We start from the raw sequence: 15,168 nt of genomic DNA, 5'->3' as shown, positions 1-15,168 counted from the left end.
GCCCTGTCAGACCGCCCCCGCGCCGGGGCGCCCGGGCGCTGCGCAGCGGACCGGTCGTGTCGGCGCGCCCAGGTAGCCTCCCGGGCGTGCTGAGGGCGCTGGACGATGCCGCGGTCGACCGGTGGAGCTCCGCCGTCGTCGACCGGCTGACCGCGTCCCGGGGCCGGCTCGACGAGCTCAACGTCTTCCCGGTCCCCGACGGCGACACGGGTACGAACCTCCTGCTCACCGCCGAGGCGGGGCACGCCGCCCTGCAGGCCGCGCTGCAGGCCGCCCGCGAGGACGGCGGCCGTCGCCCCGAGTCGCCGTGGGCGGTGCTGGCCCGCGGGGCCGTGCTGGGCGCCCGCGGCAACTCCGGCGCGATCCTGGCCCAGCTGCTGCGTGGTCTCGCCGACTCCCTCGCCGACGCGCCCGAGGTCGACGGCGAGGTGCTGTCCGCGGCGCTGACCGGCGCGGCCCGCACCGCCTACGCCGCGGTCGCCGACCCCGAGGAGGGCACCTTCCTCACGGTGGCCCGCTCGGGGGCCGAGGCCGCCGCGGCCGCCGTCGCCGCCGGGCGCAGCACGCTGGCCGACGTCGTCCAGGCCGCGGCCGAGGGCGCGCTCACCGCGCTGCAGGCCACCACCGGCCAGCTCGCCGCGCTGCGCGACGCCGGCGTGGTCGACGCCGGCGGGGCCGGCTGGTGCCTGGTGCTCGACGCCCTGGTCGCCACCGTCACCGGCGTCGAGCCGGTGCGCCCGCCGCTGGGCGGCCGCCCGGCCCGGCCCCGCGGCACCCCGGCGCACGTCCCCGGCCCCCCTCCGCCGGGCCCCGGCAGCGAGGTGCAGTTCCTCCTCGCCGACTCCGACGAACCGGCGGTCGCCCGGTTGCAGACCCGGCTCGCCGAGCTCGGCGACTGCCTGGTGGTCGTCGGCGTCGACACCCCCGGCGGGCGGGAGTGGAACGTGCACGTGCACGTCTCCGACGTCGGCGCGGCGATCGAGGCCGGCATCGAGGCGGGCCGCCCGCACCGCATCTCGGTCACCCCGCTGGCCCCGGTGCGCGGCCCCGCCGCCGCCCCCGGGGTGCGGGCCGTCGTCGCGCTGGCCTGCTCCGCCGGGCTGGCCGACCTGTTCGCCGGGGAGGGCGTCACCGTGCTCACCGCCCCGGTCGACGACGTCGACGAGGACGCCCTGCTGGCCGCGGTGCTGGGCACCGGCGCCGAGCAGGTCGTCGTGCTGCCCAACCACCCCGACGTCACCGCGCTCGCCGCCCGCGCCGCCGACCGGGCTCGCGAGGAGGGCCGCGACGTCGTGGTCGTCCCGACCCGGTCGGCCGTGCAGGGGCTGGCCGCGCTCGCCGTCACCGACCCGGCCCGCCGCTTCGGCGACGACGTCGTCGCCCTCGCCGAGGCCGCCGCGGCCACCCGCTGGGCCGAGGTCACCGTCGCCGAGCAGGAGGCGCTCACCTCGGCCGGGCGGTGCCACCCCGGCGACGTGCTGGGCAGCGCGGAGGGCGACGTCGTGGTGATCGGGGCCGACCTGGCGACGGTCGGCCGCGACCTGCTCGACCGGCTGCTGTCGGCCGGCGGGGAGATGGCCACGCTGGTGGTGGGGGAGGACCGGGCCCTCGGCGACACCGTCTGCGCGCACCTGGCGGCGGTGCACCCCACGGTGGAGGTGGTCCGCTACGAGGGCGGCGCCGGGGCGGTGCCGCTGCTGGTCGGGGTGGAGTGACCCGTGGGCATCTCGATGGACACCGACCTGGCCAAGGTGCTGGGCCCGAAGACGTCGAAGGTCATGGCCGACCAGCTGCAGCTGCGCACGGTGCGTGACCTGCTGCGGCACTACCCCCGGCGCTACGCCCGCCGCGGCGAGATGGCCCGGCTCGACGACCTGCAGGTCGGTGACCGGGTCACCGTGCTCGCCCAGGTGACAAAGGTGAGCACCCGCCCGATGCGCCAGCGCCGCGGGATGCTCACCGAGGTCACCGTGGGCGACGGCGCCGGCAGCATGCAGCTGGTCTTCTTCAACGCCCGGCACGCGCGGCTGGAGGTCGGCGCCTGGGGGCTGTTCGCCGGCACCGTCGGCGACTGGCAGGGGCGCAAGCAGTTCAGCCACCCCGACTGCCACCTGATGAGCGGCGACGACGACGGCGACTGGGCGCGCGCCCTGGTGCCGATCTACCCGGCCAGCAAGGACGTCTCCAGCTGGGTGATCCAGAAGTCGGTGAAGATGCTGCTGGACGACCCGCGCTCGCTCGAGGAGGCGCTCGACGACCCGATCCCGGAGGCGGTCCGCCACCGGCACGGGCTGGTCCCGCTGGCCACCGCGCTGCGGCAGAAGCACCGGCCGGAGTCCCAGGAGCAGGTCGACGAGGCCGACGAGCGGCTCAAGTGGGACGAGGCGCTGGTGCTCCAGGCGACGCTGGCCGCCCGGCGCCGGGCCGCGGCGCTGGAGCCCGGCATCGCCCGTCCCCGGCGCGGCGGCGGCCTGCTGGACGCCGTCGACGCCGCGCTGCCGTTCTCCCTCACCGAGGGACAGCGCGAGGTGGGCGAGGAGCTGGCCGCCGAGCTGGCCCGCGAGCAGCCGATGAACCGACTGCTGCAGGGCGAGGTCGGGTCGGGCAAGACGGTGGTCGCGCTGCGGGCGATGGCGCAGGTCGTCGACGCCGGCGGGCAGGCCGCGCTGCTGGCGCCGACCGAGGTGCTCGCCGCGCAGCACGCCCGCAGCCTGGGCGCGATCCTCGGCCCGCTGGGTCGCGCCGGAGAGCTCGACGGCGACGCCTCGGGCACCCGGGTGGTGCTGCTCACCGGGTCGCAGAAGGCCGCCGTCCGCCGGGAGGCCCGCGCCGCGGTCGCCGACGGCAGCGCCGGCATCGTGGTGGGCACCCACGCCCTGCTGCAGGAGGGCGTGGAGTTCGCCGACCTCGGCCTGGTCGTCGTCGACGAGCAGCACCGCTTCGGCGTCGAGCAGCGCGACGCCCTCCGCGCCAAGGGCACCCGGCCGCCGCACGTGCTGGTGATGACCGCGACGCCGATCCCGCGCACCGTCGCGATGACCGTCTACGGCGACCTGGAGACCTCCACGCTGCGCCAGCTGCCGGCCGGCCGGGGCGGGGTCTCCAGCTCCGTCGTCCCCGTCCGGGACAAGCCGTCCTGGCTCGACCGCGCCTGGGAGCGGGTGCGCGAGGAGGTCGCCGCCGGGCGGCAGGCCTACGTCGTCTGCCCGCGGATCGGCGACGAGGAGGGCAGCGGCGGCAAGGACGACGACGGACCCGACGGCGAGGACGGCGCCCCGCCGGAGGAGACGGGCACCAGCGACCGCCGCCCACCGCTGGCCGTGCTCGACGTGGCCGAGGCGCTGCGGGCGGGTCCGCTCTCGGCGCTGCGGGTCGAGGTGCTGCACGGCCGGATGCCCCCCGAGGAGAAGGAGGCCCGGATGCGGGCCTTCGCCGCCGCCGAGGTCGACGTGCTGGTCGCCACCACGGTCGTCGAGGTCGGCGTCGACGTCCCGAACGCCACCGTCATGGTCGTGATGGACGCCGACCGCTTCGGCGTCAGCCAGCTCCACCAGCTGCGCGGGCGGGTCGCCCGCGGCAGGCACGCCGGCCTCTGCCTGCTGGTCACCGAGGCGCCCAGCACCTCGCCCACCGGGCAGCGGCTGGCCGCGGTCGCCTCGACCACCGACGGCTTCCAGCTGGCCCGGCTGGACCTGGAGACCCGCCGCGAGGGCGACGTGCTCGGGGCGGCCCAGTCCGGCCGCCGGTCCGGCGTGCGACTGCTGTCGCTGCTGGACGACGAGGCGCTCATCGCCGAGGCGCGGGTCGAGGCCACCGCCCTGGTCGAGCACGGCCGCGGGCTGGCCGACCACCCCGAGCTGGCCGCCGCCGTCGCCGCGATGAGCCTGGACGAGCGCGCCGAGTACCTGGAGAAGGCATGAAGAAGGACCCCGTCCTCCTCCCCCCTCGCAGGCTCGGGGCGAGCCTCTGGACGGGGCCGGCAGCGCAGAGGACCTCCGGATGACCAGATTGATCTCCGGCGTGGCCGGGGGGCGGCGGCTCGCGGTGCCGCGCACCGGCGTGCGGCCCACCGGCGACCGGGCTCGCGAGGCGCTGTTCAACTCCCTCGGCTCGCTGCTCGACCTCGACGGCGCGCGGGTGCTCGACCTCTACGCCGGCTCGGGGGCGCTCGGGCTGGAGGCGCTGAGCCGCGGCGCGGCCGAGGCGGTGTTCGTGGAGAACGGCGGCGGCGTGCTGCCCGTGCTGCGGAGCAACATCGCGGCCGTGGGGCTGCCCGGCGCGCAGGTCGTGCAGGGCAGCGTGCCCGCCGTGGTCGCCGGCCGGGCGGCGTCGTCCTTCGACCTGGTCCTCGCCGACCCGCCCTACGCCGTCGAGGCGGCCGAGGTGCTCGGCGTGCTGCGGTCGCTGCTGGACGGGGGCTGGCTGGCCCCGGAGGCGGTCGTGGTGGTGGAGCGGTCCAGCCGCGAGCAGCCGTGGGAGTGGCCGACACCGCTGGTCGGGCTGCGTGATCGGCGCTACGGGGAGGCGGTGCTCCGGTACGGTCGCTTGTCGTGAGGCGAGCGGTCTGTCCCGGTTCGTTCGACCCGGTCACCAACGGCCATGTCGACGTCATCTCGCGCGCCGCCGGCCTGTACGACGAGCTGGTCGTCGCGGTGCTGGTCAACCCCGGCAAGGCGGGGCTGTTCGACGTCGAGGAGCGCATGGCGCTGCTGCGCGAGGCGGTCGTCGACCTGCCCAACGTCACCGTCGACAGCTTCGAGGGCCTGCTGGTCCACTACTGCCGCGACCGCGGCATCCCGGTGATCGTCAAGGGCCTGCGCGCCGTCGGTGACTTCGAGTACGAGCTGCAGATGGCCCAGATGAACCGCGAGCTGGCCGGCGTCGAGACGCTCTTCATGCCCACCGCCCCGCAGGTCGGGCACCTCTCCTCGAGCCTGGTGAAGCAGATCGCGAAGTTCGGCGGCGACGTCTCCTCGCTCGTCCCCAAGGCGGTCAACGACCGGCTGGTGGCCCAGGCCGCGGCCCAGTCCAAGGGGGAGCGACCGTGACCGAGGTGGTCTACCGGCTCTACGAGACCGTGGACGAGCTGACCACGGTGATCGAGAACGCCCGCAGCGTGCCGATGTCCAGCTCCTGCATGGTGCCGCGCGACCACCTGCTCGACCTGCTCGACGACCTGCGCGAGTCGCTGCCCGACGAGGTGCAGCAGGCCGGCGTCATCGTCGAGCAGCGCACCGAGATCCTGCAGCAGGCGCAGGCCGAGGCCGAGCGGCTCACCGGGCGCACCCGCAGCGAGACCGAGCAGGTCGTTGCGGCCGCGCGCCGCCAGCGCGAGGAGCTCATCGGCACCGCCCGCCGCCAGCGCGACGAGATCCTCACCCAGGCGCAGGCCGAGGCCGACGAGCTGCTGGCCGAGGCGGAGGCGGAGGCCGACCGGCTGCTCGCCGAGGCGCGCCAGGTCCGGGAGCAGCTGATCGCCGACGGGCAGCGGGCGCAGGCCGAGCTGGTCGCTGCCGGCGAGGCCGAGCACGAGCGGCTGCTCACCGAGACCGAGGTCTACCGCACCGCCGTCGACCGGGCCGACGAGCTCGGCGCGCAGACCGCGGCCGAGGTCGCCCGGATGCGCGCGGAGGTCGACGACTACGTCGACACCCGGCTCGCCGACTTCGGGAACACGCTGGCGCACATGGTGCGTTCGGTCGAGAAGGCGCGCACGAACCTGCGCACCCCCTGACGGCAGGACGCCCTCGCCGGGGGATCGGGTAAGCTCGACCTCTGTCCGGCTGCTGCCGTCCCGTGCGCCCTCCCGTGCGCGGTGCCCCGCGCCGGCGAACCCACCACCGAGACGACGAGTACTGACATGCCTGCTGCCTCCCAGCCCCTCTCCGGCGCCGCGTCCACCGACGCCCGGCGCCCCGTCGGCGACCCCGTCGCGACCACGGCTGCCGAGAAGGCCGCCGCCAAGGCGTGGAAGGTCGACCTCCGCGAGCTCGGCCGCCGCGCCGGCTCGATGCGCGAGTGGGAGAAGACCCTGGCCGCCCTGCCCGGTTGGGGCGTCGAGATGATCGGCGTGCCCGAGGGTGCCCCGGTCGACCTGCACCTGCGGCTGGAGTCGGTGATGGAGGGCGTGCTGGTCTCCGGCACGATCGACGTCCCGGTGACCGGGCAGTGCGCGCGCTGCCTCGAGCCGGTCGAGGACACCTTCTCCCTCGACGTGCAGGAGCTCTACGCCTACGAGGGCAGCACCACCGAGGCCACCAGCGGCGAGGACGAGGTGCGCCGCATCGACGGTGAGCTGCTCGACCTCGCGCCGCTGGTCCGGGACACCGTCGTCCTCACCCTGCCGCTCTCGCCGACCTGCACGCCCGACTGCGCGGGCCTGTGCGTCGACTGCGGCGAGCGGCTCGACGACCTGCCCGCAGACCACTCGCACGAGGTGATCGACCCCCGGTTCGCCGGGCTGGCCGCGCGCTTCGCCGACCTGAACGACGACGCCGACGGGGCCCAGCCGGGCTCCGGGAGCACCGACACCGAGGAGAACTGATCATGGCGGTCCCGAAGCGGCGTATGTCGCGCAGCAACACCCGCTCCCGGCGTTCGCAGTGGAAGGCGACGGCCCCCACGCTGGCGCCCTGCCCGAACAAGGCCTGCGGCGAGCTCAAGCCCCCGCACATCGCCTGCCCGACCTGCGGTCAGCACGACGGCCGTCAGGTCCTCGCGGTCTGACCTCGCGCACGAGCACGATGGCGCAGCCGACCAGCGCACCGGCGTCCCCGGGCGCGGAGCCCCCGTCCCGGGGGTCCGCCACCGAGGACGCCGGTGGTCGTCTGCCCGCGGGTGAGGAGCACGCCGCGGAGTCGGCCCGCTGGCTCGCCGGCGCCCTCGGCGTCGAGCTGCCCGCGGCCCTCCTCGAGCTGGCGCTGACCCACCGCTCCTTCGCCTACGAGCACGGTGGCCTGCCCACCAACGAGCGACTGGAGTTCCTCGGCGACTCGGTGCTCGGGCTGGTGGTGACCGACGAGCTGTACCGCAGCCACCCCGACCTCCCCGAGGGGCAGCTGGCGAAGCTGCGCGCCTCGGTGGTCAACATGAACTCGCTGGCCCGGGTCTCCCGGGCCCTCGGCGAGGGCGGCATCGGCCCGCACCTGCTGCTCGGCCGCGGCGAGACGACCACCGGTGGCCGGGAGAAGGACTCGATCCTCGCCGACGCCCTGGAGGCGCTGATCGGCGCCGTCCACCTGGGCCTGGGCCTGGACGCCGCGTCGGCGATCGTGCACCGGCTGTTCGACCCGCTGCTGGCGGAGTCGGCCACCCGCGGCGCCGGCCTGGACTGGAAGACCAGCCTCCAGGAGCTGGGGGCCGGCCAGGGCCTGGGCGCCCCGGTCTACCAGGTCGAGGACGACGGCCCCGACCACGCCAAGACCTTCACCGCCGTCGTGCTGCTGGCCGGCGAGGTCCGCGGCAAGGGCGCCGGCCGCACCAAGAAGGCCGCCGAGCAGGAGGCCGCCGAGGCCGCCTGGCGCGCCCTCACCGTGACGCCCGACGGCGCCCCCGCCGGGAGCTGACGTGCCCGAGCTGCCCGAGGTCGAGGTCGTCCGGCGCGGGCTGGAGCGCTGGGTCGCCGGCCGCACGATCGCCGAGGTCGAGGTGCACCACCCCCGGGCGGTCCGCCGGCACCTGGAGGGCGCCGAGCACTTCGTGGCCGCGCTCACCGGCCGCACCCTCACCGCCGCCCACCGGCGCGGCAAGTACCTGTGGCTGCCGATGGCCGAGGCCGACGGTGCCCCTGCCGACCGCGCGCTCGTCGCGCACCTGGGCATGAGCGGTCAGCTGCTGGTCGAGAAGCCCGACGAGCCCGACGAGGTGCACCTGCGCGCCCGGTTCCGGTTCACCGACGGCGGCCGGGAGCTGCGCTTCGTCGACCAGCGCACCTTCGGCGGGCTCGCCGTCGAGGACGCCCCCGGGGACGACGTGCCGCCGCGGGTCGCGCACATCGCGATGGACCCGCTGGACCCCGGCTTCGACCTGGAGGCCTTCAGCGCCGCGCTGCGCCGCCGGCGCACCGAGGTCAAGCGCGCGCTGCTCGACCAGACGCTGATCGGCGGGGTCGGCAACATCTACGCCGACGAGTCGCTGTGGCGGGCCCGGCTGCACGGCGCCCGGCCCACCGACAAGCTCACCCGGGCCCAGGTCGCCGACCTGCTCGAGGGCGTCCGCGACGTGCTCGGCGAGAGCCTGGAGCAGGGCGGCACCTCCTTCGACTCCCTGTACGTCGACGTCAACGGGCAGAGCGGCTACTTCTCCCGGCACCTGGCCGTCTACGGCCAGCAGGACCGGCCGTGCCCGCGCTGCGGCACGCCGATCCGCCGCGAGTCGTTCATGAACCGCTCCAGCTACTCCTGCCCCCAGTGCCAGCCGCGGCCCAGGGCCCGGCGGTCATGAGCGGGCTCCGGGTGGTCGCGCTGGTGGCCGGTCAGGTGCAGGGCGTCGGCTACCGCTGGTTCGTCCGGCAGTCGGCGACCGCCCGCGGCCTGACCGGCTCGGCGACCAACCTCCCCGACGGGCGGGTCGAGGTGGTCCTGGAGGGGCCGGCCGACGACGTCCGTGCGGTGGCGGCCGCGCTGTCCGGGTCGGACGCGCCCGGCTCGGTCTCCGAGGTGCAGCAGCAGGACGACGTGGTGCAGGGGGTGCCCGGCTTCACGGTCGGGTGACGAAGACGACATCCCCCCGACACGGGGGACTGGCAGCCGCGCCGTTGACCCATGTCGCAGCGGGTGTCACCCTGATGTCACCAGCCCGCGCAGACCGCTCCCCGGCGGTGCGCGGAACCCACTCCTGCAGTGAAAGGCCGCTGAGTCATGGCCAAGGCCCTGTTCGGTTCGATCGTCGCTCCGCACGAGCTGCGAGCAGCCGAGGAGAACGCCGCCCTGCGCGCGAAGGTACGCCGCCTCGAGGAGGAGCTCGCCGCCCTCCGCGAGGAGCGCGACGCCGCGATCGCCCGGGAGCTGCTCACCATGGCCCACGAGTCGGCCGACCCCGTCCTGGCCTGACGAAGTTCCCTGCCGCCCCCCACCACACGCTCCGCGCGCGGCGGGGCCCTGCGGCAGGGCCGTTCCAGCAGCCGGTTTCCGTCCCTGGCCGCGGTTAGGGTGCGCTCGTGCACCTCTCCAGCCTGACGCTCAAGGGCTTCAAGTCCTTCGCGTCGCCGACGACGCTGCGGCTGGAGCCGGGCATCACCGCCGTCGTCGGGCCCAACGGCTCGGGCAAGTCCAACGTCGTCGACGCGATCGCCTGGGTGCTCGGCGAGCAGGGCGCGAAGAGCCTGCGCGGCGGCAAGATGGAGGACGTCATCTTCGCCGGCACCGCCGGCCGCCCCGCCCTCGGCCGGGCCGAGGTGACGCTGACGATCGACAACGCCGACGGCGCGCTGCCGATCGACTACACCGAGGTGTCGATCACCCGCCGGATGTACCGCTCCGGTGAGAGCGAGTACGAGATCAACGGCGACAAGGTCCGGCTGCTCGACGTCCAGGAGCTGCTGAGCGACTCCGGGATCGGCCGGGAGATGCACGTCATCGTCGGGCAGGGCCAGCTCGACGCCGTCCTGTCCGGGCGCCCGGAGGACCGGCGGGCCTTCGTCGAGGAGGCCGCCGGCGTCCTCAAGCACCGCAAGCGCAAGGAGAAGGCCCTCCGCAAGCTCGACGCGATGCAGGCCAACCTCGATCGGCTGGGCGACCTCACCGCCGAGCTGCGCCGCCAGCTCAAGCCGCTGGGCAAGCAGGCCGAGGTGGCCCGCCGGGCCGCCGGGGTGCAGGCCGACCTGCGCGACGCCCGGCTGCGGCTGCTCGCCGACGACCTGGTCGCGCTGCGCGACGCGCTGGAGGCCGACGTCGCCGACGAGACGGCCGCCCGTGCCCGGCGGGCCGTGGTCGAGGCAGCGCTGAACGAGGCGTCGCGCACCGAGTCCGCGCTCGAGCGGCAGCTGGCGGCCGACGCCCCGCTGCTGGCCGCGGCGCAGGAGAGCTGGTTCCGGCTGTCCACCCTGGCCGAGCGGTTCCGCAGCGTGGGTCAGCTGGCCACCGAGCGGCACCGGCACCTCGCCGCCGCCCCGCCGGCCGGTCCGTCCGGCCGCGACCCCGACGCGCTGGACGCCGAGGCCAACCGGGTCGAGGCGACCGAGCGCGAGCTCGCCGAGTCGCTGGAGACCGAGCGCGGCCGGCTGGCCACCGCCGTCGCCGTCCGCGCGGAGGTCGAGGCCGCGCTCACCGAGGCCGAGCGTGCGCTGGTCGCCGCCGCCCGGGCGCTGGCCGACCGCCGCGAGCAGCTCGCCCGCCTCTCCGGCCAGGTCGCCGCCGGCCGGTCGCGCGCCGCCGCCGGTGAGGCGGAGATCGAGCGGCTGGTCGCCGCCGCCACCGAGGCCGCCGACCGCGCCGACGCCGCGGCCGAGCGGCTGGAGGCCCGGCGCGCCGAGCTGACCGAGGACGCCGGTGGCGACGAGGACCTCGCGGCCGCGCACGCCGCCGCGGTGGCCGCCTCCGCCGACGCCGCCCGGGTGGTCGCCGAGCTGACCGCTGCCGAGCGCGCCGCCGAGCGCGACCGCGCGGGCTGGCAGGCCCGCCGCGACGCCCTGGCGATGGGGCTCGCCCCGGCCGACGGCGCCGCCGCCGTGCTCTCCGCCGGTCTCCCCGGTGTGCTCGGCCCGGTCACCGACCGGCTCTCCGTCGCCGCCGGTGCCGAGGTCGCGCTGGCCGCCGCCCTCGGGGGCATGGCCGACGCCGTGGTCGTGGCCGGGGTCGCCGAGGCCGCCGCCGTCCTGGCCCACCTGGGCGAGTCCGACGGCGGCCGGGCCGGCCTGCTGGTCACCGGCGGCCTGCCCGCCGTCTCCCGCGAGGGCTGGCCGGAGCTGCCCGACGGGGCCCGCTGGGCCCTGGACCTGGTGACCGCCCCGGCGGAGCTGGGCCCGGCGCTGGCCCGGGCGCTCGAACGCGTCGCCGTCGTCCCCGACCTCGCGGCCGCGGTCGCGCTGGTGCGCACCCACCCGCGCGTGCGCGCGGTCACCGACGCCGGTGACCTGCTCGGCGCCGACTGGTCGGTGGGCGGGCAGGTCAACGCGCCGTCGGGGCTGGAGGTGCGCGCCCGGGTCGACGAGGCCGCCGCCGAGCTCGACCGGGCCACCGCCACCGCCGCCCGGCTCGCCGACGAGCTGGCCGCGGCCCGCGAGGTCGCCACCCAGCGCTCCGCGGACGTCGACACCGCGCTCACCGCCCGGCAGGCCGGCGACCGGGCCCGCTCGGCCGCCGCGGCCGAGCTGGCCGAGCTGGGTGCCGCGGCGCGCTCCGCGGTGGCCGAGGCGCAGCGGCTGGACGCCGCCCGGGTGCGCGCCGAGCAGGCCCGCGACACCGCGGTCGCCGGCCTGGTCGAGCTGGAGGAACGGCTGGCCGCCGCCGAGGCCGCGCCGGTGGAGGAGGAGCCGGACACCGACGAGCGCGACCGGCTGCGCGCCGAGGCGGCCACCGCCCGGCAGTCCGAGACCGAGGCGCGGCTGGCGGTGCGCACCGCCGAGGAGCGGGCCCGGTCGCTGACCGGTCGCGCCGAGTCGCTGCGCCGGCAGGCCCGGCAGGAGCGCGCAGCCCGCGAGCGGGCCGCCGCTGCCCGGGTCGCCCGCGAGCGCGGTGCCCGGGTGGCCGCCGCCGTCCGCCGCGGCGCCGAGGAGGCGCAGACCGCGCTCGCCGCCTCGCTGGCGCGCGCCGCCGCCGAGCGCGACGCCCTGGCCGAGGCGCGCACCGGCCGGGAGGCCGAGCTGCTCGTCGTCCGCGCCCGCGTGCGCGAGCACACCGCCGAGCTCGACCGGCTCACCGACGAGGTGCACCGCGACGAGGTCGCCCGGGCCGAGCAGCGGCTGCGGATCGAGGCGCTGGAGGCCCGCGCCGCCGAGGAGTACGGCGTCGACCTGCCCACGCTGGTCGCCGAGTACGGCCCGGCCGCGCTGGTGCCGCCGACCCAGGCGCAGGTGGCCGCGGCGGCCGACGCCGGGGAGCCCGAGCCGGAGCCGGTGCCCTACGACCGGGCGCTGCAGGAGAAGCGGGCCGCCCGGGCCGAGCGCGACCTCGCCGCGCTGGGGAAGGTCAACCCGCTGGCGCTGGAGGAGTTCGCGGCGCTGGAGGAGCGGCACACGTTCCTGGCCACCCAGCTGGAGGACCTGAAGAACACCCGCCGCGACCTGCTCACCGTCGTCCGCGAGGTCGACGCGCGGATCCACCAGGTGTTCGCCGAGGCCTTCGCCGACACCCAGCGGGAGTTCGCCGAGGTCTTCGCCACCCTCTTCCCGGGCGGGGAGGGGCGGATCTTCCTCACCGACCCGGAGGACCTGCTCACCACGGGCGTCGAGGTCGAGGCCCGGCCACCGGGCAAGAAGGTCAAGCGGCTGTCGCTGCTGTCCGGTGGCGAGCGGTCGCTGACCGCCGTCGCGCTGCTGGTGGCCATCTTCCGGGCCCGGCCCTCGCCGTTCTACGTGCTCGACGAGGTCGAGGCGGCGCTGGACGACGTGAACCTGGGCCGGCTGCTCACCCTGATCGAGCAGCTCCGGGGCACCTCGCAGCTGATCGTCATCACCCACCAGAAGCGGACGATGGAGATCGCCGACGCCCTCTACGGCGTGAGCATGCGCGGCGACGGCATCACCGGCGTGATCAGCCAGCGTCTCCGCGAGCTGCAGGACGCCTAGCGGGCCCCTCGACCAGCAGGTCGACCAGCAGCGGGTGGTGGTCGGAGGTCGCGGACCCGTCGAGCACCCGGGCGTCGGCGACCGCCAGGCCGGGGGAGACCCACACCTGGTCGATCCGCACCCGCGGCCGCCGCGCCGGGTGGGTCAGCCCCTGACCGGCGCGGAGCGAGAAGCGGCCGGCCTGGTCGGTGCGGTCCGGCGCGAGCTCCCACGCGTCGCCGAACCGCTCGCGCAGCACCCCGAGCTCCGGGGCACCCGCGTCGGCGTTCAGGTCGCCGACCAGCACCCCCGGCACGGCCGGGTCGGCGTGCAGCGCGGCCACCGCGGCCGCCTGGGTCGCCCGGTCGGCGGCGGCCTTGCTGGACAGGTGGGTGGTGGTCACCCACAGCGCCGTGCCGTCGAGGGCGACCAGCGCGCGCAGCGCGCTGCGGGGCTCACCGCGCCCGGGCAGCCGGTGCACCTCGCTGGTCAGCACCGGGAGCCGGGACAGCAGCGCGTTGCCGTACTGCCGGCGCTCGGTGCGGCCGGCCGGCGGCGCCTCGTCGATCGAGGCGCCGAAGACCAACTCGCGGTCCAGCGCCCGGGACAGCAGCAGCGCCTGGTCGACGAAGTCGCTGCGGTCGCCGAAGTGCCGGTCGACCTCCTGCAGGCAGATGACGTCGGGGTCGGCGTCGGCCAGCAGCCGGGCGAGCCGGGGCAGGTCGTGCCGGCCGTCGTCCCCCACGCCGTGGTGGACGTTGAAGGTGACCAGCCGGACGGGTACCACCGCGGTCACGACAGCCGGGTGTCCAGCACCTGGGTGAAGCGCGGCGTGCCGTCGTCGTCCCGGCTGGTCGCCCAGAGCAGGAACCGCGCGTCGCGGCCCTCCAGCACCAGCTCGCCCAGCTCGTTGCCGAAGTAGGGCCCGGCCTGCTTGCGCCACTCCAGCCGGCTGCGCTCCACCCTGGCCAGCGCGCGCAGCCCACCGGTCAGCGCCCGCGCCCAGCGGCTCCAGCCCACCTTGAAGCCGATCTCGATCGCGTGCGGGGCGGAGTTGTGCAGCGGCGAGACGGTCAGCTGGTGCACCCGGGTGTCCAGCCCGCCCGGCTGGACCAGCTCGGCGACGTAGGCGTGGTGGACGTCGCCGGAGAGCACCAGGGCGGTCGCCGGCGGGCGGCCCAGCTCGCCCCGGCCCAGCGAGACCAGCGTGCGGCCCAGCCGCTCGAAGGACTGGCCGAAGGCCGCCCAGTGCTCCAGGTCGGCGGCCTGCCGGAGCTTCTCCGCCAGCCGGCCCAGCGGCTTGCCGGCGTGCCGCACCGACAGCGTCTCGTTCCACCGCTCGAGGTCGTGGATCGAGTGCGGCAGCAGCCACGGCAGCGAGGTGCCGATGAGCAGGTGGTCGACGCCGTCGGTGACCGCGTTCTGCACCGCGGCCTCCACCCACTCGAACTCCGCGTCGTCCAGGATCTTGCGGTCGCTCTCCTCCAGCACCCGGCCGGCCCGGCTGTCGACCATGATCAGCCGCGCCTCGCCCCAGTGCCGGACGAAGCTCCAGCGCACCGTGTGCGGCTCCTGGTCGGCGGCCCGGGCCATCTCGTCGAGCATCGGGCCGGCGTCGTCGGACCCGCTGCGCTGGATCGCCTGCCAGGTCTCGTTCTGCGCCAGCTCGTTGGGCGAGAGGTTGCCCAGGTGCTGGTAGACCCAGTAGCTGACCAGCCCGCCGCCGATCCGGCGGTGCCACCAGTCGGTGCTGGTGGTCTCGTCGCGCCAGGCGGCGGAGGTGTTCCAGTCGTCGATCATCTCGTGGTCGTCGAAGACCATGGACGACGGCACGTTCGACAGCAGCCAGCGGACCTGCGGGTCGCTCCAGGACTCCATGTAGAGCCGGGTGTACTCCTCGAAGTCCGCGGCCTGGGCGCCCGGCGGCTCCGACAGGTCGCGCCGGCTGGCCATCCAGTCCCTCGTCGCCGGGGTGACCTCGTCGGCGTAGACCTGGTCCCCGAGCAGCACCAGGGCGTCGGGCCACTGGTCCTCGGGGACGGCGACGGCCTGCCGGGCGTAGCTGTCCAGCGCGTCCGGCGGGATGCCGTCGCGGATGTCGACCGTGGTGGGCGTGGCGTACCGGCACGACCCGAACGCCAGCCGGAAGGGACCCGGCCGGCCGGCGGTGCGGATCCGGCTGGGCGGGAACGCCGAGTGCGCCTGCGGCCACACCTGCCGGCCGTCCAGGTGCACCTCGTAGGGCGTGGTGGAGCCCGGCTCGAGGCCCTCGACGACCACGAGGGCGTAGTGGTGGCCGTTGACGCAGAAGGTGCGGGCGCGGCGGCCCAGCACCTCCACCTCGCAGGTGCGGTCGGTCTCCACCCAGACGGTCGCGGACACCGGGTCCACGTGCCGCAGCAGCGGGCCGAGCAGCAGGAGGGGGCCGGTGCCGGCGGTCTCGGGCATGACGACAGCCTGCCTCA

At 76.3% G+C, this 15,168-nt stretch carries 14 protein-coding genes; 12 read left to right on the top strand and 2 right to left on the bottom strand.

Annotated features, from left to right (window positions below; all coding sequences use genetic code 11):
- Positions 1–86 precede the first annotated feature (86 nt).
- The 12 genes from FHX36_RS20980 (at position 87) to smc (ending at position 12,724) form a co-directional block, all read left to right on the top strand.
- Complete coding sequence (locus tag FHX36_RS20980) at positions 87–1,715, top strand: DAK2 domain-containing protein (protein ID WP_183514317.1); 1,629 nt, start codon at positions 87–89, stop codon at positions 1,713–1,715.
- 3 nt (positions 1,716–1,718) lie between these two features.
- Positions 1,719–3,920 (top strand): ATP-dependent DNA helicase RecG, encoded by a 2,202-nt coding sequence (gene recG / locus FHX36_RS20975; protein ID WP_343056694.1) that lies wholly within the window; start codon positions 1,719–1,721, stop codon positions 3,918–3,920.
- Positions 3,921–3,999: 79 nt separating this feature from the next.
- Positions 4,000–4,554: a 16S rRNA (guanine(966)-N(2))-methyltransferase RsmD gene (gene rsmD / locus FHX36_RS20970; protein ID WP_110553354.1), complete on the top strand. Its 555-nt coding sequence runs from the start codon at positions 4,000–4,002 to the stop codon at positions 4,552–4,554.
- Positions 4,551–5,048: a pantetheine-phosphate adenylyltransferase gene (coaD, locus tag FHX36_RS20965; RefSeq protein WP_110553353.1), complete on the top strand. Its 498-nt coding sequence runs from the start codon at positions 4,551–4,553 to the stop codon at positions 5,046–5,048. The genes rsmD and coaD overlap by 4 nt, the downstream gene beginning before the upstream one ends.
- Complete coding sequence (locus tag FHX36_RS20960; RefSeq protein ID WP_110553352.1) at positions 5,045–5,734, top strand: hypothetical protein; 690 nt, start codon at positions 5,045–5,047, stop codon at positions 5,732–5,734. Before coaD ends, FHX36_RS20960 begins: the two co-directional genes overlap by 4 nt.
- A gap of 126 nt (positions 5,735–5,860) precedes the next feature.
- Positions 5,861–6,544, top strand: coding sequence for a YceD family protein (locus tag FHX36_RS20955; RefSeq protein ID WP_110553351.1), 684 nt, complete (start codon positions 5,861–5,863; stop codon positions 6,542–6,544).
- Positions 6,545–6,546: 2 nt separating this feature from the next.
- A complete protein-coding gene (rpmF, locus tag FHX36_RS20950; protein WP_110553350.1) occupies positions 6,547–6,726 on the top strand; it encodes a 50S ribosomal protein L32 in 180 nt (59 codons plus the stop codon).
- A 17-nt stretch (positions 6,727–6,743) separates the two neighbouring features.
- The gene (rnc, locus tag FHX36_RS20945) at positions 6,744–7,565 is read left to right on the top strand and encodes a ribonuclease III (protein WP_246407236.1); all 822 of its coding nucleotides are present in this window, start codon (positions 6,744–6,746) and stop codon (positions 7,563–7,565) included.
- 1 nt (position 7,566) lies between these two features.
- Positions 7,567–8,442 (top strand): bifunctional DNA-formamidopyrimidine glycosylase/DNA-(apurinic or apyrimidinic site) lyase, encoded by an 876-nt coding sequence (mutM, locus tag FHX36_RS20940; RefSeq protein ID WP_110553349.1) that lies wholly within the window; start codon positions 7,567–7,569, stop codon positions 8,440–8,442.
- Positions 8,439–8,711 carry an acylphosphatase gene (locus tag FHX36_RS20935; RefSeq protein ID WP_110553356.1) on the top strand — a complete coding sequence of 91 codons (273 nt, stop codon included), beginning with the start codon at positions 8,439–8,441 and terminating at the stop codon, positions 8,709–8,711. The genes mutM and FHX36_RS20935 overlap by 4 nt, the downstream gene beginning before the upstream one ends.
- A gap of 147 nt (positions 8,712–8,858) precedes the next feature.
- Entirely contained in the window at positions 8,859–9,050 is a 192-nt protein-coding gene (locus FHX36_RS20930) for a hypothetical protein (RefSeq protein ID WP_110553348.1), read from the top strand.
- A 107-nt stretch (positions 9,051–9,157) separates the two neighbouring features.
- Entirely contained in the window at positions 9,158–12,724 is a 3,567-nt protein-coding gene (gene smc, locus FHX36_RS20925) for a chromosome segregation protein SMC (RefSeq protein ID WP_183514314.1), read from the top strand.
- Here the strand turns inward: smc and FHX36_RS20920 are convergent.
- Complete coding sequence (locus tag FHX36_RS20920; protein ID WP_258372764.1) at positions 12,690–13,499, bottom strand: endonuclease/exonuclease/phosphatase family protein; 810 nt, start codon at positions 13,497–13,499, stop codon at positions 12,690–12,692. The two genes, smc and FHX36_RS20920, sit on opposite strands and share 35 nt — an antisense overlap.
- Positions 13,496–15,151 (bottom strand): alkaline phosphatase D family protein, encoded by a 1,656-nt coding sequence (locus tag FHX36_RS20915; RefSeq protein ID WP_110552490.1) that lies wholly within the window; start codon positions 15,149–15,151, stop codon positions 13,496–13,498. The genes FHX36_RS20920 and FHX36_RS20915 overlap by 4 nt, the downstream gene beginning before the upstream one ends.
- Positions 15,152–15,168 lie beyond the last annotated feature (17 nt).

It is taken from the genome of Modestobacter versicolor (assembly GCF_014195485.1).
Classification (GTDB): Bacteria; Actinomycetota; Actinomycetes; order Mycobacteriales; family Geodermatophilaceae; genus Modestobacter; species Modestobacter versicolor.
Note: the sequence above shows the minus strand (reverse complement) of the source record. Positions and strands in the feature narration are given on the sequence as shown.

Excerpts from the sequence above, each read along its gene's own strand:
- rsmD (WP_110553354.1), top strand. The coding sequence starts at position 4,000 with ATGACCAGATTGATCTCCGGCGTGGCCGGGGGGCGGCGGCTCGCGGTG.
- FHX36_RS20955 (WP_110553351.1), top strand. The coding sequence starts at position 5,861 with ATGCCTGCTGCCTCCCAGCCCCTCTCCGGCGCCGCGTCCACCGACGCC.
- FHX36_RS20935 (WP_110553356.1), top strand. The coding sequence starts at position 8,439 with ATGAGCGGGCTCCGGGTGGTCGCGCTGGTGGCCGGTCAGGTGCAGGGC.
- FHX36_RS20930 (WP_110553348.1), top strand. The coding sequence starts at position 8,859 with ATGGCCAAGGCCCTGTTCGGTTCGATCGTCGCTCCGCACGAGCTGCGA.
- rnc (WP_246407236.1), top strand. The coding sequence starts at position 6,744 with ATGGCGCAGCCGACCAGCGCACCGGCGTCCCCGGGCGCGGAGCCCCCG.
- FHX36_RS20915 (WP_110552490.1), bottom strand. The coding sequence starts at position 15,151 with ATGCCCGAGACCGCCGGCACCGGCCCCCTCCTGCTGCTCGGCCCGCTG.
- rpmF (WP_110553350.1), top strand. The coding sequence starts at position 6,547 with ATGGCGGTCCCGAAGCGGCGTATGTCGCGCAGCAACACCCGCTCCCGG.